Below are 19,390 nucleotides of genomic sequence, written 5' to 3' on the forward strand. Positions count from 1 at the left end.
TCCGCGGACCAGGCGGCCTGATGCTGCGTCAGAGCAGCCTGGACGGCGGGGGCGTGGGCCGCCGCGGGGGGTCAGACCGGCAGCTGTGACACCCGTCCGTCGGCGTCCCCGGCGATCGTCTTCGCGATCTTCCCCGCGTCGATGGCCAGTTCGCGGAGCATCCCGCTGATGGGGTTGGTGAAACCGGTGAAGAACAGGTCCGGCGCGCCGGCCGGAGTGCGGGCGCCGTGCACGACCGGTCTGCCCCGGCCGTCCAGGACGCCGAGGTGGCCGACGAGGCCCTCCAGGGCGCGGACGTAGCCGGTGGCGGCGATGACGGCGTCCGGCCCGATCCGGGTGCCGTCGGCGAGAGCGACCTTGCCGTCCTCGAAGCCGTCGACGGCGGCCACGACCTCCACCCGCCCCCGGCGGACGGCATCGACGAGGCCGACGTCCTGTACCGGGACGGCGCCCTCGGTGACCCGGCTGTACAGGCCGGTCTCGGGGCGGGGCAGACCGTGCGCGGACAGGTCGGGCACGCTGAGCCGCGCCAGGGGCCTGGCCAGCCGGTCGACGAGTGGCACCGGCAGGCGCCGGGCCAGCACGCCCGAGTACTGGGCGGCCCAGCCGGCGGTCGAGCGGCGCACGATGTGCGGTGCGGTCCGCACGGCGAGCCGCACCCGTGCGGCGCCGCCCTCCACCAGGTCCACGGCGATCTCGGCGCCGGTGTTGCCGGCACCGACGACGAGGACGTCCCGGCCGGCGTAGGGCTGGGCGTTGCGGTAGGCGGAGGCGTGGAGGAACTCGCCGGTGAACCCGGCGCGGCCGGGCCAGTCGGGGACCCGGGGCGTGTGGTTGTAGCCGGTGGCGACGACGACCGCGGCCCCCGTCAGCTCCCGGCCGCCGGTGGCGTGCAGCAGCCACCCGGTGCCGTCGGGGGAGCGGTCGACCCGTGTGACCTCGACCCCGGTGACGATCTCCAGCTCGTGGTGCTCGGCGTACCTCTCCAGGTAGCGCACCACGTCGTCCCTGGACACCCAGCGCCCGAAGCGACGGGGTATCGCAAGCCCCGGAAGGGCCGAGAGCCGGCGTGTGGTGTGCAGGTGGAGCCGGTCGTAGTGGCCCCGCCAGGACGCCCCCACGCGGTCGGACTTCTCCAGTACGACGGCCCGGACGCCGCGCGCCCGCAGCGCGTACGCGACGGCCAGTCCGCCGGGTCCGCCGCCGATGACGTGGACGGGGCGGGCGGCAGGGGGCGTGGGGCGTGCGGACGCTGTGGAGTCGGCCATGTGCGCGAGCGTAATCACCCAACAGGTTGATGGGTCTCGGTCAAGACCGGAATTGGTTGCGGATTGATCACGGGTGGGGGAGAAGTGTGTGGGACTTGTGTCGTAGAGGTCCTGGTTGCGGAGCGGTGGGGAACGGCCGGCGGCGCCGGTCGCCGCGCCCCCGCTCCCGGCCGCCCGCCGGGCGGGAGCCGAGGCGGGTGTCCGCGAGTGGTGCGGGGGCGGCGGTCCCTCAGGGCCACAGCAGCTCCCGGTGCCAGCCGTCGTTCCCCGTCCGCCGATAGGCCAGCCGGACGTGCCGGCGCGATGCGTCGCCCTGGAAGAACTCGACCTCCTCCGCGCGCACCCGGTACAGCGTCCAGGTCGGTGCCTGGGCGTCCGGTTCCCGCCGGGCCCGCTCCCAGGCGGCCTGCGAGGCGAGCCGCAGCTCCTCCACGGAGCCGAGTCGTTCGCTCTGGCGTCCGGTGAGCGCGGCGGCCAGTGCCCCGGTCGACCGGACGTGCAGGTCGGCCTGCGCCTCCTCGGCCGAGGCCACGGCCACCGGCCCGCGCACCCGCACCTGACGTCCCAGGAGCGGCCAGTAGAAGCCGAGCGCGGCATACGGCCGTCCGGCCAGCTGACGGCCCTTGCGGCTGCTGGCGTGCGTGGCGAACGCCCAGCCGTCGGCGTCCGCGCCGTGCAACATCACGGTCCGCACGTCCGCGCGGCCCTCGTCGTCCGCCGTGGCCAGTGACATGGTGTGCGGTTCCGGCTGCCCGGCCGTCGCCGCCTTGGCCAGCCAGCGGGCGAACAGGTCGAGCGGGTCGTCGGGTGCCGCCGCCGGGTCGAAGCCGGGCAGGGACGTCACCTCCGGATCCCACACCCGCAGTGACCGCAGCAGCTCGTGAAGGTCGGTACCCATTCCCCGATTGTCCGGCTCCGGTCTCCGCCCCCGGGCGGCAGGTGCCGTTCCGGCATGCGGTACCGGAATGCCCGCACCGGCCCGGCGGTGTCCGCCCCGCCCGGGCCCGGGCGGGCCCGGGCGGGCCGGGCGTTCCGTCGCCGGTGCGGTGGGCCGGTGGCGGAGGGTGGTCACAGGGTCGCCAGGCGCTCCACCAGCAGCAGCGCGCCGACCCCGAGCATCGCCGCGCCGGAGGTGCGGGTCACCGCACGGGCCGCGGCCGGGCGGGCGCCGAGGACGCCGCGGGCCAGGAGCCCGACCGTGAGGTAGACGGCCGTGCAGCACGCCATGTTCAGCAGACCGAGGATGCCCGTCTGGACGGGCAACGGCAGATGCGCGCCGCGCAGAGTGAGGAACTGCGGCAGCACGGACAGGTGGAGGAGCAGGCCCTTCGGGTTCAGGCCGCTGATCGCGGCGCCGCGCAGCAGGACACGGGAGCCGTCCGCCGCGGGTGCCTCGCCCGCCCCGGGGACACTCGGCCGGCGCAGCACGCCCCACCCCAGCCACAGCAGGTAAGCCGCCCCCGCCACCGTCAGCGCGGTCAGCAGCCGGGGCGACCCGGCCACCAGCACGGAGAGCCCCGCCGCGGCCAGCGCCGTGTGCAGCGCATAGCCGGAGACCAGGCCCGCCACCGCCACCGTGACCGACCGGCCGCGCAGCCCGGCGGCGATGGCGTACGCCCAGTCGGCGCCCGGCACGCAGACCAGCAGGAGGTCCACGGCGAGGAAAGAGATCAGCGTTCCCGAGTCCATGGAGGGGACATTAGGCGCGATGTGGCCGAAAGTGTTCCTGAAGTTTCTTCCCTGAGGGGCATGAGGGGGGAGAATCTTGCCCATGGACGACGTGGACCGGAAGATTCTTGCCGAGCTGCAACAGGACGGGCGGCTGACCGTGACGGAGCTGGCGTCGCGGGTGCGGCTGAGTGTCTCGCCCTGCCACCGGCGGCTGCGCGAGTTGGAGCGGTCCGGCGCGATCAGCGGATACCGGGCGCTGGTGGACCCGGCGGCCGTCGGGCTGAACTTCGAGGCGCTGGTCTTCGTCTCGATGCGGCAGGAGGACCGGGAGACCGTCGTCGAGTTCGAGCGGGCGCTCGGCGAGGTGGACGAGGTGGTGGAGGCGCAGCGGCTGTTCGGCGAGCCGGACTACCTGCTGCGGGTCGTCGCCGCCGACCTCGCCGCCTATCAGCGGCTGTACGACGAGCGGCTCGCCGCCCTGCCGGGCGTGCAGCGGCTGACGTCCACGCTGGTGATGAAGCACGTGGTGCAGGATCGGCCGCTGCCCGCGTAGCGCCCCGGATGCGCGACAGGCGGCGGTCCCGTGAGGGAACCACCGCCTGTGAGACAGGATTCGGCATTGCGGGGGAGCAGGCTGGCTCCGGGCGCCGGCGCGCGGGTGTCGGTCGTGGTTACTTCGTGGGCTTCTTCCCCGTCACGCCGAGGTGCACCAACAGCGCCAGGTTGGGCTTGAGTTCAGCCTGCTTGACGCCCCATGCCGAGAACCCCTTCTGATGCGAGGCGACCGCCGCGAGCATCGCGACGAGCGAACCGGCGATCGCCCCGGGGTTCACATCCTTGTCGATCCGGCCCTTGGCCTGGAGTGCGGCGACGGCCTCGGTGAGGGGGCCGTTCACCGCGTTGAGGATCTTCATGCGGATCTTGTAGAAGCGCTTGTCGCCCTCGGCGGCGCCGAGATCGACCACGCGCAGGATCGCGTCGTTCTTCTTCCAGAAGTCCAGGAAGCCGTCGACGAGTTCCTGGGCGGACTGCCAGCCCGCCTTGCCCACCCAGGACCGGTCCTCGACCAGTTCGGACAGACCGGCGCCCTCGGCGGCCGTCTCCTCGGCGATCTCCAGGACGGCACCCTCGACGTCCGGAAAGTACTGGTAGAAGGTCGCGGGCGACGTGCCCGCCTTGCGGGCGACATCGATGACCTTGACGTCCCGGTAGGGGGAGGAGCTGAGCATCTCGCTGAGGCAGTCGAGCAGCTTCTGCCGGGTCGCCTGCCCACGTCGACCGGCCACGCGGCCGTCGACGGTACGCACTTGTCCTGTCATGCCGTCAGCTTACCGACGGGTGATCGGAGCGCGATTTGGCCGACTGCAAATGGGGTGCATGGGGGCTGGGAGGCTGGTGTGCCTGGTCTGCGGGGTGTGGGCCCGGCCGCTACTTTGGCGCTATGGCCGAAAACAGGGCATCCGCATACGGAGAGGGCGTCCCCTGCTGGGTGGACGCGCAGCTGCCGGACGTGGAGGCGGGCAAGCGCTTCTACGGTGAGCTCTTCGGGTGGACCTACGAGGACGCGTACGGCTCCACCGTGTGGGCCCGCCTGGACGGCGAGCCCGTCGCCGCGCTCGCGCACAAGGCGGACGGCCGCCTGCCCACCGTGTGGACGGTCTACTTCGCCGCCCCGGACGCGGAGGCCACCTCACGGCGCATCCTCGCCGCCGGCGGGCAGCTCGTCACCGCCCCACTGCCGGTCGGTGAGCTGGGCAGTTCCGCTCTGGCGACGGACCCCGAGGGCGCGGTCTTCGGGCTGTGGCAGCCCGGCAGCCATCCCGGCTTCGGCCGGCGCCACGAGGTGGGCGCCTTCGCCTGGGCGCAGCTGTACGCCCGTGACACCTCCGTCGTCAACACCTTCTACGGCGGCCTCTTCCGTGACGCCCTCTTCGGCCCCAACGCCCGTCCCGACTTCGGCCGGGCGCCGGTCGCCGACGTCTTCCCGGCCGAGATGCCGCCCCACTTCGTCGTCCACTTCGGTGTCGAGGACTGCGAGGACGCCGTCGCCACGGTGCTGCGGCTCGGCGGGCGGCTGCAGGCGGGTCCCTTCGAGGCGTCGTACGGGACGGTGGCCGTCGTCACGGACAATCAGGGGGCGTCGTTCGCGGTGCTGGAGCGCCGGACGGAGGGTGGGCAAAGGCACGATCCGGTGGATCTGTCATGAAATGGAGCGAGACACCCCTGTTGTCCCCCGGTTCGCAACCGGCGCTCCGGCCAGGAAGAATCGGGGTGCGTGCCGCCGCGGCGGTGCGGTGGTGAGACGCTGCACTTCGGCCGCGTCCATACGTGGATGGCGCGGCTCGTACGGGGAGGTGGCAGGCAAGTGGTGGATCAGCTGACGCAGCACGATCCTCGGCGCATCGGGCCGTTCGAGGTGCTGGGACGGCTGGGGGCCGGCGGCATGGGGCTGGTCTATCTCGCGCGCTCGGCGTCCGGCCGGCGCGTGGCGATCAAGACCGTCCGCACGGAGCTGGCCGAGGACCAGCTGTTCCGGGTCCGCTTCACCCGCGAGGTGGAGGCGGCCCGTGCGGTCTCCGGCTTCTACACGGCCGCCGTGGTCGACGCCGATCCTCGCGCCGCCGTGCCGTGGCTGGCCACCGCGTACGTCCCCGCGCCCTCGCTCGAGGAGATAATCAACGACTGCGGGCCGCTTCCGGCCCAGGCGGTGCGCTGGCTGGCGGCGGGCGTGGCCGAGGCCCTGCAGTCCATCCACGGCGCCGGACTGGTCCACCGCGACCTGAAGCCGTCCAACGTCCTCGTGGTGGAGGACGGCCCGCGGGTGATCGACTTCGGTATCGCCTCCGGTGTTTCGAACACACGTCTGACGATGACGAACGTCGCCGTCGGCACGCCCGCCTACATGTCCCCCGAGCAGGCGAAGGACTCCCGCAGCGTCACGGGCGCCAGCGATGTCTTCTCCCTCGCCTCCATGCTGGTCTTCGCGGCCACCGGCCACCCGCCCTTCCACGGCGCAAATCCGGTCGAGACGGTCTTCATGCTGCTCAGGGAGGGCCCGAACCTCGAAGGGCTTCCCGAGGAGCTGCGCCCGCTGATCGAGTCCTGCATGCAGATGGAGGCCGCGGGCCGCCCCACCCCCGCCGACCTCCAGGCCCAACTCGCACCGCACCTGTTCGGCTCCGGCTCCGACGACAGCGGTACGGCGTCGGCGTGGCTGCCGGAGAAGGCCGTCGGCCTCATCGAGGCCCGTCGCGGCGGCCGGCCGGCCGCCAGACCGGCGCCCGCGGGCCCGCGCAGCGGCGGCCGGGGCGGAGCGGGAGCCGGCCCCGGGCTGCCCGCCGTGCCACCCCCGCCCTCGCACGCGCCCGCCGTCCCCGCCCACCCGGCCGCGCCCGTCGGAGCCCTGGACAACGGCCCCGTGCGGCTGGCCGGCGCCGCCGTCCCGATCGGGCCCGGCCCACGCGTCGCCGACGTCCGCGCCGCCGCCGTCGGCGCACCCCGGCCGGAGACCGCCCTCGCGGCCTCCTGGTCCAAGGCGCGCCCCGGTGTCGTCGGCCCGGACCCCGGCGCACCCAACCCCCCACCTGCGCCCCCGGAGCAGCAGAGCGGCTGGCGACCCTGGCGGTTCCGCATGTCCAACGACGTGTGGGGCACCCCGGCGGTCTCCGGCGATCTCGTCTACGTCACGTCGTTCGAGGTCCACGCCCTGGACGTGGCCACCGGCCGGCGCCGCTTCAAGACCCGGGACGTGGCCTGGTCCATGGCGGTCGCGGACGGCCGCATCCACGCCTCCGACGGGCCGACGCTGTTCGCCCTCGACGCCCGCGAGGGCGGCGACCTGTGGCGGTTCCAGACGGACGCCTGGGTGTACTCGCTGAAGGCCGAGCACGGAACCGTCGTCACCGGCGCCCGCGGTGGCGGTGTGCAGGCATGGGAGGCGTCGACCGGGCAGAAGCTGTGGGAGCTCACCGGGGCGCAGACCGACTTCGAGTCCCCGGAGGCGGGCCCTGCGCTGCACGACGGCACGGTGTACGTCTGGCAGGACGCCCGCCTGCGTGCCCTGGAGGCCCGTACCGGCGACGAGCGCTGGTCCTACCCGATCGGCGACGCCGCCTCCTGCGGCGGTGTGCCCGTCCGTGTCCACCCGGCGCCGGACGGCTACGTCTACGTCTCCGCCGGCACCCGCGTCCTCGCCGTGGACGTGGCGAGCGGCAGGGTGCGCTGGCACTTCGAGGCGCCCGCGGTCTTCCTCTCGCCGCCCGCCTTCGTCCCCGGTCCCGCGGTGACCGGTGGCGGCGTGTACCTGGCCGACTACCTCGGCACCGTCTACGCCCTCGACGCGACCGACGGCCGCGACCGCTGGCGCATCGCGACCGAGTCCCGGGCCTCGATCGAGCCGGTACTGGTCGCCGCGGGTCATGTGCACGTCGGCAGCGGTCGCGGCCTCTACACCCTGGACGCGGTCACCGGCACCCCGAAGTGGCGCTTCCAGGCGGGCGGCGACATCGTGGGCGCGCCCACCGTGGCCGAGGGCCGCATCCACTTCGGCTCCACCGACCATCTCCTCTACACGCTCAAGGCCGACGACGGCCGGCTGCGCTGGAAGCTGGCCACCGGAGGCGAGATCACCGGCTCACCGGTGGTCAGGGACGGTGTGGTGTACGCGTGCAGCAAGGACCGCTGCGTGTACGCACTGGACGCGGAGAAGGGGACGGGGACCGCGCGCACGCCCTGACCCGGCCCCGTCCGCGCGGGGCTCCGGTACGGCCGTCGTGCCGGGCGCTGCGGATGAAGGGTTCCGGACGGCTGCCGTCAGCCGCGCGCCCGGCCGCCGGTCGTACCGGCGCCCCCCGAACCGGGCCCGGTGGCCCGCCGCGCACCGCACGGCAGACCGCCCTCGCCGCAGGCACCCTGCGCCGCGCTCTCCCGGGCGGTCCGTTTCCGGACACACCTCGGCCGCGGCGGCTTCCCTCCGCGCCGCCGCGGCCGATCACCCCTGTCGGACCGAGTCCTACCTGGTGCCGTCGAGATCCAGAGCGGGCGGTGTGGGCGAGTGGCTGTCCATGGTGGTGAAGGTGCCGTCGCTCGGCGGTATCGGCGAGTGGCTGTCCATGGTGGTGAAGGTGCCGTCGCTCGGCGGTGCCGGCGAGTGGCTGTCCATGGTGGTGACGGCCTCCACGTCGTCCTCGCCGCCGAGGGCGTGGCCCTGGCCGCCGGACGCCGCCGCGTCGTCCTTCGTAGCGTCGCTCATGATCAAAACTCCCGTGGATGACAGGCTCATCGGGCGGAGCGCCTGTTCGGCAACTCCCCCGCGGGTCGCCGAACAGGCGTTCCGGGGCGCTCACAGTAGCGTCGAGGCCCGCGCCGATCCGCCCGCCCCCCGACGGGACGAATCGACGTACCGAGTCTGGCAGGGCGTCATAAACGTTCGATGAACGCCGGTTCGGGACCTCAGGCCGCCGTGAGGGGCGCCAGCAGGCCGCGCACCTCTTCCGCCTCCGGCGCCGAGGAGGCGTCGTAGACGGCCAGTGCCTCCTGCCAGCAGGCACGCGCGCGGTCCGACTGGCCCAGCGCGATCAGCGACTTGCCCAGGAGGGTGAGCGCGTTGCCCCGCATCCAGTCACCCCCGATGCAGCCCGTCGCCAGGGCCTGCTCGGCGTGCTGCGCCGCCTGCGCCGGCCGGCGCGCCCGCAGGTGCACCTGGGCGATGCGGAAGTGGGTCGTGCCCTCCCAGAGCCGCTGCCGGTTCTCCGCGAACGTCTGGACGGCCTGGGTCAGTTCATCCATCGCCTCGGCGAGCCGCCCGGACTGGGTCAGGACGATCCCCAGGGCGTAGCGCGCGTTCGCCAGACGCACGATCAGCCCCAGCTCGTCGTAGATCTCCGTGCCCTCACGCGCGAGTTCGACCGCGCGGGACAGGTGGCCCATCGGCGCCAGGACCCGGGAGAGGTTGCACAGCGCGCTCGCCTCACCCGGCCGGTTGCCGTCGGCCCGGAACGCCTCGATCGCCTTCATCAGGTGGAACTCGCCGTCGGCGTAGCGGTTGGTGCAGTTGGCGATGATCCCCAGCTCGTTGGGGGCGTTGCCGGTGGTCCACGGGTCCCGGGACGCCTCCGCCAGCGTCATCGCCCGACGGGCCTCCACCTCCGCGGACTCGAACCGGCCCGCGTTGCTGAGCACCTGCGTCAGCGTGACCCGGGCCCGCCCCTCCGCGTGCGCGTCGCCCGCGGCCCGCGCGGCGTCGCAGGCCGCCAGCGTGGCCGTCTCGTACCGGCGGGAACTCGCCCCCGACTCGGCCAGGTCCTTGGCGGCCAGGAGCAGGTCCACCGCCCGTCGCAGCGTCGCCCCCTTCAGCGACTGCTGGGCACAGGCCAGCAGGCAGTCCGCCTCGGCGTGCAGCCAGTCCAGCGCCTGGGACGCGTCGGCGAACTCCGGCCCCCGCTGACCGCCGTGTTCGAGGTGCTCCACGGTCCGGTCCCCGGGCCGCTCGATCGCGTACACCCGGGCCGCCGTGGCCAGATAGAAGTCCAGCACCCGGGAGAGCGCCGCCTCCCGTTCGCTCGGCGGCCTCTCGTCCCGCTCGGCGCAGGCCCGCGCGTACAGCCGCACCAGGTCGTGGAACCGGTACCGCCCCGGAGCCGCCGACTCCAGCAGCGAGGTGTCCACCAGGGACTCCAGGAGGTCCTCGGTCTCCTCCGTGTCCAGGTCCAGCACCGCGGCGGCGGCAGCCAGCGAGATGTCCGGGCCGTCGGCCAGCCCCAGCAGCCGGAACGCCCGTGCCTGGGCCCCGTCCAGCGCGCCGTAGCCCAGCTCGAACGTCGCCTTCACCGCCAGGTCCCCGGCCTGCAGCTCGTCCAGCCGCCGCCGTTCGTCCGCCAGCTTGGCCGCGAGTACCGACACCGTCCACGTGCGCCGCGACGCCAGCCGGGACGCGGCGATGCGGATCGCCAGCGGCAGGAAACCGCACGCCGCCACCACGTCCAGCGCGGCCTTCCGCTCCGACCCCACCCGCTCCTCGCCCACGATCCGGGTGAAGAGCGCGAGCGCCTCGTCGGGGGACATCACGTCCAGGTCGACCAGATGGGCCCCCGCCAGGTCCACCATCCGTACCCGGGACGTCACCAGCGTCGCGCACCCTTCGGTGCCCGGCAGCAGCGGACGGACCTGCGCCGCGTCCCTGGCGTTGTCCAGCAGCACCAGCACCCGCCGGCCGTCCAGCACGGACCGGTACAGCGCCGCGCGCTCCTCCAGGGTGTCCGGGATCGCCGAGTCCGCCGTGCCCAGCGCCCGCAGGAAGGAACCCAGGACCGTCTCCGGGTCCGCCGCCCGGGGTCCGGCGCCCTGGAGGTCGACGTACAGCTGACCGTCCGGGAAGGACGCCCGCGCCCGGTGCGCCACATGCACCGCCAGCGTCGTCTTGCCCACACCTCCGATGCCGGCCAGCGCGGACACCGCCATGACCCGGCCCCCGGCCGACGACAGCGTCTCGCCCAGGTCGCGGACGAACGCCGCCCGCCCGGTGAAGTCCGGTACGGTCGCCGGGAGTTGCGCGGGACGCACCCGGACCGCGGACGGCTCGGGAGCCGACGTGGACGGTTCCGCCAGCCCGGGGTCCGCCCGCAGGATCCGCTCCTGCAGCTCGCGCAGACCGGGCTGCGGGTCGACGCCGAGTTCCTCCGCCAGCAGGCGCCGCGTGTCGGCGTAGACCGCCAGGGCCTCCGCCTGTCGGCCGCTGCGGTAGAGGGCCAGCATCAGCAGCTCGCGCAGCCGCTCCCGCAGGGGGTGCGCCGCCGTCAGGGCCGTCAGTTCGGAGACGGCCTCCGCGTGGCAGCCCTGCTCCAGGTCCATGTCCAGGCGGGATTGGAGGAGTTGCAGCCGCCACTCCTCCAGCCGCACCCGTTGGGTGTCGGCGTACGGGCCCGGCACGCCGGCCAGGGCCTCGCCGTCCCACAGGGACAGCGCCCGGTCCAGCGCCTCCCGCGCGTGGTTCAGGGCGCCGCCGGTGCGCGCCTTGTCCGCCTCCGCGGCCAGCCCCTGCGCCACGCCGAGGTCGAGCGCCCCGTCCGCCAGCCCGCGGACCGCGTAGCCGCCGGACTCGCTCACCAGGACGCTGGCGTCCAGTGCCTTGCGCAGCCGGGACGCGTAGGTGCGGATCGCCGCCAGCGCCTGTTGCGGCGGCTCATCGCCCCACAGGGCGTCGATCAGCTCGGCGGCCGTGACCGTCCGTCCCTCGCGGAGCAGCAGCGCGGCGAGCAAAGCGCGTTGCTGCGGAGAGCCGGACGGCAACTCCTCCTCGCCGCGCCGGGCGCGCACCGGGCCGAGCACGAAGAAACGAAGCTCGGCCGAGGGCCCCTGCCCGTCGGCACCCGACGGTTCCGGCTGCGCGGAAGGCCCGCTGTGCGCCGCCCCGGTGTCGGAACGCCCCTGCTCCGGCACTCGCGGTACTCCGTCCATCGCCGTCCCCCTAGACAACCTGAGCAACCCTGTCAGTCTGCCTTGTCCCGGGCCGACCCGTCAGCCGGGCGAGACGCCGATCACAGGCCGCGGCCCCTCGGGCCACGGAGCCCGCACACCTCGTACGCCCCGCCCGCACACCACCGCCCGCGGTCCGGTCGCGGCCGTCGCGCCCCCGCGAGCCACCTCGTCCCCCGTCGGCTCCCCGCCGCCGCTCCGGAGCACGGAGCCGAGCTGACGGGGCATCACCGGTCCAGGTCGACCCGTACCGTCAGCAGCCGCGTCCCGAGGGACCGCACGGCCGCGCTGTTGAGTCGCGGCAGCTTCCGCAGCCGCGCCACCGGGTCGTCGTCGGGCAGCAGCCGGGCGGTGCCGGTGTGCCAGCGGCCCCGGATGCGCACCCGCACCCGGGGGTCGGCCTCGATGTTGCGCACGTACTGCGACCGTTCGCCGAACTCCGACACCAGCCAGAAGGAGTCACCCACCCGGCGCCCGCCGACCGGCGTCGGCCGGGGCAGGCCGGAGACGCGGCCGGTGGTCTCCAGGACCGTCTGCAGCGGCAGGCGGCGCGTCACGGGGTTGACGATCCGGCGCTGGAAGGCGGTGGTCGCGCGGAACCTGAGGTCGGCGGGGTGGGGCATCTGCTCTGGGACTCCTCGTGGTGGGTCGGGCGGTGCCGCGGGCGCCGCCACCTGGCTCCATGGTCCCCGACGCCGTCCCGGCCCGGGCGTCACGTCCACCGTCAGGGTCCGCTGAGCCGCCTGTCAACGGCGCCCGAGGAAGATCGGATTGGTGAACGCCGCCATGGCCCCGGGCAGCGGCCCGAGGGCCGTCTCGTGCCGCACCTCGGCGCGGACGTAGGCCGCGTACGACGGCGTCGTACGCCACTCCACCGTGCCGGAGCCGGAAACCGGCAATGGGCCGCCGGTGAACAGCACGCCCTGATCGGTGACGAGGCGGACGGTGCAGCGCGGGGCGCCGGCGACCTCCAGCCGGACGGTGACCGGGCTGTCCCGGGCCACTTCCAGCCGCTCCCCGATGCCGGCGTGCTCACCGCGCCCTCCGCTCGCGGAGAAGGACAGCGCGACCCTGCCGGACTCGGCGACATAGGAGCGGCCGGCGCGGATGCCCTCCAGGACGGCCCGTCGCGTCAGGTCGTCGGCCAGGACCACGGTCTGGGGCAGTCCGACGGTGTCCGGATCGCGGTGCGCGTCGCTGCTCCCCATCGCCGGCAGCCAGCCCCGGCCCTCCCGGCCCTCCCGGCCCTCCCGGCCTGCCCGTACGGAGGCGACGAGCAGGGCGTCCCAGTGGGCGAGCGCCATCTCGTCGTCCGGGGTGTACGGACCGTTCCAGACCTCCACCGCGTCCGCCTCGGCGAAGCCGAACTTCCAGGCGCAGCCGACGCAGGGTGCGTGCGGATGGGCCGGTACGACGAGCCCGCCGGCCTGCCGGACCCGGCGGGCGAACCGGCCGAACACGCCGTCGCGGGCCCGGTAGCGCCAGTCGACGAAGGTGCCCGGATCGGTACCGACGGCGACCATGTGACCGTTGCGCGTGGTGACCTCCTCGCCCAGCATCACCAGCAGGTCGTCCCCGGCCGCGTCGGCCCAGTGCGCGTGCGCCGAGTGGGTGTTGTGCTCGGAGCTGTTGACGAAGTCCAGCCCGGCCGCCCGGGCGAGGTGCGCGATCCCCGCGGGGGTGCGGCGGCCGTCGGAGTGCCAGGAGTGCAGATGGCAGTCCCCCCGGTACCAGGCCCGCCCGCGCCCCCCGGCCCGCTCCGGCGGGTACGACGGCGCGGGCGTCTCGCCGGGTGGGCCGTACGCGAGCGTGACGGTCAGCTCGTACGACAGGCCCTGCGGGGCCACCGTGTAAGGGCCGAGTGCGATGTACCAGGTGCCCTCCTGCACCGGGCCCGGCAGGTAGCCGGGGGTGGCGTCGTCGGCCCGCACGAAGAACTCCGTGCGGGCCCCGCCCGACCAGCCGCGGAAGCCGTGGCCGCCGAGGCCGGTGCCCCGCTGGTCGAAGAGACCGATGTCGAGGGCGTTGCCCGGGGTGCCGGCCGGCACGGAGGGTCTGTCGTAGGTGTAGGCGACCTTGATCTCCCGCACTCCCGCCGGGACTTCGACGGGCACGTACACGAAGTCAGGGGACCCCGCGGGCAGCGTGCCGCGCACGGTCCTGGTCTCCTGCTCGCCTGCTGAGGCGGAAGCGAAGCTCACGCCTCCCAACGTAAGCGCGGCGGCGGCACCCGTCACGAACAGGGCGCGCCGGCCGAGGCCGGTGCCGCCGGGGCGGTCCTCGCACATGCTGCTGCTCCCGGGTGCCGCGAGGGACGGGACGGGGTGCCCGCGGGGAGGTGACGCGGGGCGGACGTGCGCTCACCATCCTGCTCGGTGACCGTGAACTGCCGTATAAGGAGAGGGAATTGGCCGGAGAGCGGCAGGCGATCCGCAGGGGATCCGACAGGAGGGCGGGAGGGCCACGGGGACGCGCGGGGAGGCGCGGGGAGGCGCGGGGGAGGGGCCGGGGGTCCGCTGCGGCGTGCGGCAGCCGTACCGCGGTCCACCGGCAGGCCGCCGGAGCGGGCTCGGCAGCGTGCCGGGACGGAGGAGGCGGGGGACCGGCAGAGCCCCGGAAAGGGGACCGGCAGGGAATCCGCAGGGTCGCGCAGGGGAGCGTCAGCGCAGTGACAGGGTGGGGGCAGCGGATCGGCAGGGCCGGGCCAGGTGAGGGCCGGAAAGCGCGTTGTGCGACGGTTCGCGGTCCGGGCGGTGCCGCCGGGCGGCCCGGCGGAAACGATCAGTGCGCTCGTATGCTCGAAGGATGACGACTTCCGCGGCCTCCGGAACCGGCCCGACCGAGAACTCCATGCGTCGCGCTCTCAAACGCGCCCGTGACGGTGTCGCCCTCGATGTCTCCGAGGCGGCGGTCCTGCTCCAGGCCCGTGGCGAGCACCTCGCCGACCTCGCGGCGTCCGCCGCCCGGGTGCGGGACGCGGGGCTCCGGGCCGCCGGCCGCCCCGGCGTCATCACCTACTCCAAGAGCGTGTTCGTCCCGCTGACCCGGCTGTGCCGGGACACGTGCCACTACTGCACCTTCGTCACCGTCCCCGGCAAGCTGCGCCGGGCCGGGCACGGCATGTTCATGTCCCCCGACGAGGTGCTGGACATCGCCCGCAAGGGCGCCGCCCTCGGCTGCAAGGAAGCGCTGATCACCCTCGGCGACAAGCCGGAGGACCGGTGGCCGGAGGCGCGCGAGTGGCTCGACGCGCACGGCTACGACGACACCATCGCCTACGTCCGCGCCGTCTCGATCCGCATCCTGGAGGAGACGGGCCTGCTGCCCCACCTCAACCCGGGCGTCATGACCTGGACGGACTTCCAGCGGCTCAAGCCCGTCGCCCCGTCCATGGGCATGATGCTGGAGACGACCGCCGAACGGCTCTGGTCGGAGCCCGGCGGCCCCCACCACGGCTCCCCCGACAAGGAGCCGGCCGTGCGCCTGCGCGTCCTGGAGGACGCCGGCCGCTCCTCGGTCCCCTTCACCTCCGGACTCCTCATCGGCATCGGCGAGACCTACGAGGAGCGCGCCGAGTCGCTGTTCGCGTTGCGCCGGGTGGCCCGCGCCCACCACGGCCTCCAGGAACTGATCATCCAGAACTTCCGCGCCAAACCCGACACGGCGATGCGCGGCGCACCCGACGCGGAACTGGACGAACTGGTCGCCACGGTCGCGGTCGCCCGCCACGTCATGGGCCCGGGCGCCTGCCTCCAGGCGCCGCCGAACCTCGTCGACGACGCGTACGGGCGGCTGATCGGGGCGGGCATCGACGACTGGGGCGGGGTCTCGCCACTGACCATCGACCACGTCAACCCGGAGCGCCCCTGGCCGCAGATCGAGCAGCTGGCGGCCCGATCCGCGGCGGCCGGCTTCGAGCTGCGCGAACGGCTGTGCGTGTACCCGGAGTTCGTCCGCCGGGGCGAGCCGTGGCTGGACCCGCGGCTGCGCCCGCACGTCGCGGCACTGGCCGACCCGGAGACGGGGCTGGCCCTCCCGGACGCGGTGGTCGAGGGCCGGCCGTGGCAGGAGCCGGAGGAGGTCTTCACCGCGACCGGGCGCACGGACCTGCACCGCTCGATCGACACCGAGGGCCGCACGTCCGACCGGCGCGACGACTTCGACGAGGTGTACGGCGACTGGGAGGCGCTGCGCGAGGCGGCCGTGCCCGGTATGGCGCCCGAGCGCATCGACGCCGACGTGCGGGCGGCGCTGCGCACCGCGGCCGACGACCCGACACGGCTGACCGACGACGAGGCGCTGGCGCTGCTGCACGCGGACGGCCCGGCGCTGGACGCCCTGTGCCGGGTCGCGGACGACGTGCGCAGGTCCGCGGTCGGCGACGACGTGACGTACATCGTCACCCGGAACATCAACTTCACCAACGTCTGCTACACGGGCTGCCGTTTCTGCGCCTTCGCGCAGCGCCGCAGCGACGCGGACGCCTACACCCTCTCCCTGGAGCAGGTGGCCGACCGGGCCCGGCAGGCGTGGGACGTCGGTGCGGTCGAGGTGTGCATGCAGGGCGGCATCCACCCGGACCTGCCGGGCACGGCCTACTTCGACATCGCCAGGGCGGTGAAGGAGAGGGTGCCGGGGATGCACGTCCACGCGTTCTCGCCGATGGAGGTGGTCAACGGCGCCACGCGCACCGGGATGTCCCTGCGCGAGTGGCTCTCCGCGGCCCGGGAGGCCGGCCTCGACACGATCCCCGGAACGGCGGCGGAGATCCTCGACGACGAGGTCCGCTGGGTGCTCACCAAGGGCAAGCTGCCCGCGGCGACCTGGGTCGAGGTCGTCGAGACCGCCCACGAACTGGGCATCCGCTCCTCGTCGACGATGATGTACGGCCACGTCGACCAGCCCCGGCACTGGCTGGGCCATCTGCGGACGCTCGCCGGGATCCAGCAGCGCACGGGCGGGTTCACCGAGTTCGTGACGCTTCCGTTCGTCCACACGAACGCGCCGGTGTACCTGGCCGGCATCGCCCGGCCCGGCCCGACGATGCGGGACAACCGGGCGGTCACGGCGATGGCGCGGCTGCTGCTCCACCCGCACATCCCGAACATCCAGACCAGTTGGGTCAAGCTGGGCGCGGAGGGTGCGGCGGAGATGCTCCGCTCCGGTGCGAACGACCTGGGCGGCACGCTGATGGAGGAGACGATCTCGCGGATGGCGGGCTCGTCCTACGGCTCCTACAAGTCGGTGCGGGACCTCGTCGCGGTCGCCGAGGCCGCGGGCCGCCCGGCCCGGCCTCGGACGACGCTGTACGGCGAGGTGCCGCAGGAGCGGCAGCGGGCCGCGCGGGCGTCGGACGGGCATCTGCCGGAGCTGCTGCCGGTGCTGGACTGAGGAAGGCCGAGCACGGCCCGCACAGTACGATGATCCGACCCTCGGTGTCGTCCGGAACCGGGGGCCGGAGACTGAGGAGATGCGTGCCCGTGCCTGCCCGACGGCTTCCCTCGTGGGCCTGGGTCACCGGCCTGACCGCGGGTGCGGTCGCCGCGGTCGCGGCCCTGGCGGTCCAGGCCGACCACGGCCCGAAGCCCGCGGCGGTGTCCACCCGCCCCAACGCACGGGCGTCGGCGTCCCCGGGGGCTCGTCCGGCCCCGACACCGACCATGGTGAAGGTGCCGGACGGCTCCGGCACCGGCCGCCGCATCGTCTACTCGCTCGGCAGCAAGCGGGTCTGGCTGATCGACGCGAGCGACGCGCAGCGCCGCACCTTCACCGTCTGGCCGGGCACGGTCAGCCCCGAGCCCGGCACCTACACCGTCTCCAGCCGACGGGAGACGACGACCGGTTTCGACGGCGTGCCGGTCGAGCACATCGTCTACTTCACGGCCCGGTCGGGACTGTCCATAGCCTTCTCCAACGCCCTCGACGGCTCCTCCCCGCCCGCCCCGACCCCGGGGGCCAGGACGGGTGGCATACGGATGGGCGAGCCCGACGGCCAGGCGCTGTGGGCGTTCGCGACGACGGGGACGACGGTCGCGGTCGTCGCCTAGGGGCTGACTCCCCGGTCGCGTCCGCCGTGTTCGCCGGGGTCGCGACGCCCCTCCCGGCCGTCGAGCCCGTCGCGGACCTGTCCGGACGGCAGGTGGTTCACGAGCAGGACCACCCCACTGATCAGGAAGATCCGAGTGGCCGCGGCCAGGCCGTTCCAGGCCTTCGACTGCCACATCGCGAACCACTCGCCGCCGATCGCGATGAACCCGGCGCCGAAGAGCAGCATCAGCATGAGCAGCCCGTAGCTGGACAGCCGCCGGGCCCGGCCGTGCTCGGCGCGTGCCCAGAACCAGGTCCCGGCGATCAGCACGACCGCGGCCACGGTCTCCCAGACGATGATCGCGACGTACGCGGCGTTCTGGAGGCCCCTGCCCGTGATGGCGCGCCACATCAGGTCCTCGTCCCGGAACGTGGTGTCCATGGCCAGAACATGCTGCACGAACGCCTGGTTGGTGCCGAAGTCGGTGATGTTCCCGAACGCCACGAGGGTGATGTAGAGCGCCAGCGTGCCCGTCAGGACACCGGCCGCCAGCGGGACTATGCGGGGGGTGGGGGTGGTCATGCAGATCATTTACCGCACCCCTGTGAACCGTGGGTGGGCATTGAGCCACCACCGGCCGGCGCCCCCTCGTGCCCGGCTCGTCCGGACGTGGACCGGCACCACCGCCGAAGATCGCTTTCCGGTCACCTGCGACCGCTCTCTCCCCGCTCCGTGCACCGTTGCGCCCCCGATCGACCGTTGTCGTTCGATTACAGTGCTGGCGTCGTACGTACGGACGGTGCCCGGGGGAGGACATGGTGGGTGCGGCAACCGGGGTCGTCTGGGGGCGGACCGAGCAGCAGGACTTCCGGAGCCGGGTGCGGGGCACCCTGCTGGGCGCGGCCGTCGGGGACGCGCTGGGCGCGCCGGTCGACGGCCTGCGGGTGGAGGAGATCCGCGAGACGTGCGGCCCGGAGGGCGTCGTGGACCTCGTACCGGCGTACGGGCGGCGCGGCGCCGTCACGCACCTCACCCAGCTGACCCTCTTCACGGTCGACGGGCTGATCCGGGCCCAGGTCCGCCGCGACACCGGGGCCTGGCACCCGCCGACCGACCTGCACCGGGCGTATCTGCGGTGGGCCGCCACCCAGCGGGACTGGGGGCCCGACGAACGGCGCAAGGACGACGGGTGGCTCGCCCGTGAGGAGTGGCTGTACGCCCGCCGTGATCCGTCCCGCCCGTTGCTGCTCGGCCTCGGCGACGACCACATGGGCACCCTGGACGCGCCCAAGAACCCCGGCGCCGACGGGCCCGAGCCCGCCGCCCGTTCCGCGCCCTTCGGGCTGCTCGTCGGCTGGGAGCCGCACCTCGTCGTCCAGCTCGCCGTCGAGTCCGCCACCCACACCCACGGACACCCGGTGGCCTGCCTGTCGGCGGGCGCGTACGCGCTGATCGTGCACGGTCTGGCCCGCGGCGAGGACCTCGACGCCGCCGTGCAGCACGCCCTCGCCCTGCTCGGGCAGCGGCCGGGGCACGAGCCCGTGGCGGACGCCCTCCAGCACGCGCTGGGCGCCGTGCGGCAGGGGATTCCCGGCCCGGCCCGGGTGGCCGAACTCGCCGGGGGCGGCACCGCGGACGGGCTGCTCGCCGCCGCTGTCTACTGCGCCCTCGTCGGCGAGGACGTCCGGCACGGACTGCGGCTCGCGGTCAACCAGGACGGCCCCTCCGCCCCTGCCGCCGCGCTCACCGGCGGTCTCCTCGGCGCCCTGCACGGCGAGACGGCCCTCCCGCCGGCCTGGCTGGCCGAGCTGGAGGGCCGTCCCACGATGCTGGAACTCGCCGACGACTTCGCCATGGAGATGACCCAGGGCCCGGCCCTGCACGGGCCGGGCGGGGCGTCGCCGGGGTGGCTGACGCGGTATCCGCGGGCCTGACCGGCCCGCGGGGCCGG

15 protein-coding genes are annotated in these 19,390 nt (G+C 74.2%); 6 read left to right on the forward strand and 9 right to left on the reverse strand.

All coding sequences use genetic code 11. The features are described 5' to 3' along the window. Positions 1-71: 71 nt before the first annotated feature. The 3 genes from I3F54_RS02475 to I3F54_RS02485 form a co-directional block, all read right to left on the reverse strand. The gene (locus tag I3F54_RS02475) at positions 72-1,268 is read right to left on the reverse strand and encodes an NAD(P)/FAD-dependent oxidoreductase (RefSeq protein ID WP_240116875.1); all 1,197 of its coding nucleotides are present in this window, start codon (positions 1,266-1,268) and stop codon (positions 72-74) included. A 229-nt stretch (positions 1,269-1,497) separates the two neighbouring features. Continuing rightward, the gene (locus I3F54_RS02480) at positions 1,498-2,166 is read right to left on the reverse strand and encodes a pyridoxal 5'-phosphate synthase (RefSeq protein WP_240116876.1); all 669 of its coding nucleotides are present in this window, start codon (positions 2,164-2,166) and stop codon (positions 1,498-1,500) included. A 170-nt stretch (positions 2,167-2,336) separates the two neighbouring features. Beyond that, on the reverse strand, positions 2,337-2,957 hold the full coding sequence (locus I3F54_RS02485; RefSeq protein ID WP_240116877.1) for a LysE family translocator: 621 nt from the start codon (positions 2,955-2,957) through the stop codon (positions 2,337-2,339). 82 nt (positions 2,958-3,039) lie between these two features. Between I3F54_RS02485 and I3F54_RS02490 the strand changes: the two genes are divergently transcribed. Then, a complete protein-coding gene (locus tag I3F54_RS02490) occupies positions 3,040-3,492 on the forward strand; it encodes an Lrp/AsnC family transcriptional regulator (RefSeq protein ID WP_240116878.1) in 453 nt (150 codons plus the stop codon). Positions 3,493-3,610: 118 nt separating this feature from the next. Here the strand turns inward: I3F54_RS02490 and I3F54_RS02495 are convergent, their stop codons facing one another. Next, positions 3,611-4,258, reverse strand: coding sequence for a TetR family transcriptional regulator (locus I3F54_RS02495; RefSeq protein ID WP_240116879.1), 648 nt, complete (start codon positions 4,256-4,258; stop codon positions 3,611-3,613). Between the two features lie 122 nt (positions 4,259-4,380). Here I3F54_RS02495 and I3F54_RS02500 point away from each other — a divergent pair, with 122 nt between their 5' ends. Both I3F54_RS02500 and I3F54_RS02505 read left to right on the forward strand, forming a co-directional pair. Beyond that, positions 4,381-5,145, forward strand: a complete 765-nt coding sequence (locus I3F54_RS02500; protein ID WP_240116880.1) for a VOC family protein — start codon at positions 4,381-4,383, stop codon at positions 5,143-5,145. Positions 5,146-5,304: 159 nt separating this feature from the next. Further along, positions 5,305-7,674: a PQQ-binding-like beta-propeller repeat protein gene (locus tag I3F54_RS02505; protein WP_240116881.1), complete on the forward strand. Its 2,370-nt coding sequence runs from the start codon at positions 5,305-5,307 to the stop codon at positions 7,672-7,674. Positions 7,675-7,950: 276 nt separating this feature from the next. On the opposite strand, the gene I3F54_RS32295 is transcribed toward I3F54_RS02505, so the two are convergent. The 4 genes from I3F54_RS32295 to I3F54_RS02525 form a co-directional block, all read right to left on the reverse strand. Further along, positions 7,951-8,190: a sigma-like protein gene (locus tag I3F54_RS32295; protein WP_308373039.1), complete on the reverse strand. Its 240-nt coding sequence runs from the start codon at positions 8,188-8,190 to the stop codon at positions 7,951-7,953. Positions 8,191-8,390: 200 nt separating this feature from the next. Then, positions 8,391-11,393: a BTAD domain-containing putative transcriptional regulator gene (locus I3F54_RS02515; RefSeq protein ID WP_240116882.1), complete on the reverse strand. Its 3,003-nt coding sequence runs from the start codon at positions 11,391-11,393 to the stop codon at positions 8,391-8,393. Between the two features lie 245 nt (positions 11,394-11,638). After that, positions 11,639-12,034, reverse strand: coding sequence for a nitroreductase/quinone reductase family protein (locus I3F54_RS02520; RefSeq protein WP_240116883.1), 396 nt, complete (start codon positions 12,032-12,034; stop codon positions 11,639-11,641). Between the two features lie 123 nt (positions 12,035-12,157). Continuing rightward, positions 12,158-13,699, reverse strand: coding sequence for a CehA/McbA family metallohydrolase (locus I3F54_RS02525; protein WP_240116884.1), 1,542 nt, complete (start codon positions 13,697-13,699; stop codon positions 12,158-12,160). 517 nt (positions 13,700-14,216) lie between these two features. On the opposite strand from I3F54_RS02525, the gene I3F54_RS02530 reads away from it, so the two are divergent. Together I3F54_RS02530 and I3F54_RS02535 are read left to right on the forward strand one after the other, a co-directional pair. Then, positions 14,217-16,802, forward strand: a complete 2,586-nt coding sequence (locus I3F54_RS02530; RefSeq protein WP_240116885.1) for a bifunctional FO biosynthesis protein CofGH — start codon at positions 14,217-14,219, stop codon at positions 16,800-16,802. Positions 16,803-16,885: 83 nt separating this feature from the next. Continuing rightward, the gene (locus I3F54_RS02535; RefSeq protein ID WP_240116886.1) at positions 16,886-17,458 is read left to right on the forward strand and encodes a L,D-transpeptidase; all 573 of its coding nucleotides are present in this window, start codon (positions 16,886-16,888) and stop codon (positions 17,456-17,458) included. Here I3F54_RS02535 and I3F54_RS02540 read toward each other — a convergent pair. Continuing rightward, entirely contained in the window at positions 17,455-18,021 is a 567-nt protein-coding gene (locus I3F54_RS02540) for a DUF2165 domain-containing protein (protein WP_374205840.1), read from the reverse strand. The two genes, I3F54_RS02535 and I3F54_RS02540, sit on opposite strands and share 4 nt — an antisense overlap. Before the next feature lie 236 nt (positions 18,022-18,257). Between I3F54_RS02540 and I3F54_RS02545 the strand changes: the two genes are divergently transcribed. Then, positions 18,258-19,373, forward strand: a complete 1,116-nt coding sequence (locus I3F54_RS02545; protein WP_240117059.1) for an ADP-ribosylglycohydrolase family protein — start codon at positions 18,258-18,260, stop codon at positions 19,371-19,373. The last annotated feature ends 17 nt before the right edge of the window (positions 19,374-19,390 follow it).

This window comes from Streptomyces sp. MUM 2J (assembly GCF_022414535.1).
Classification (GTDB): Bacteria; Actinomycetota; Actinomycetes; order Streptomycetales; family Streptomycetaceae; genus Streptomyces.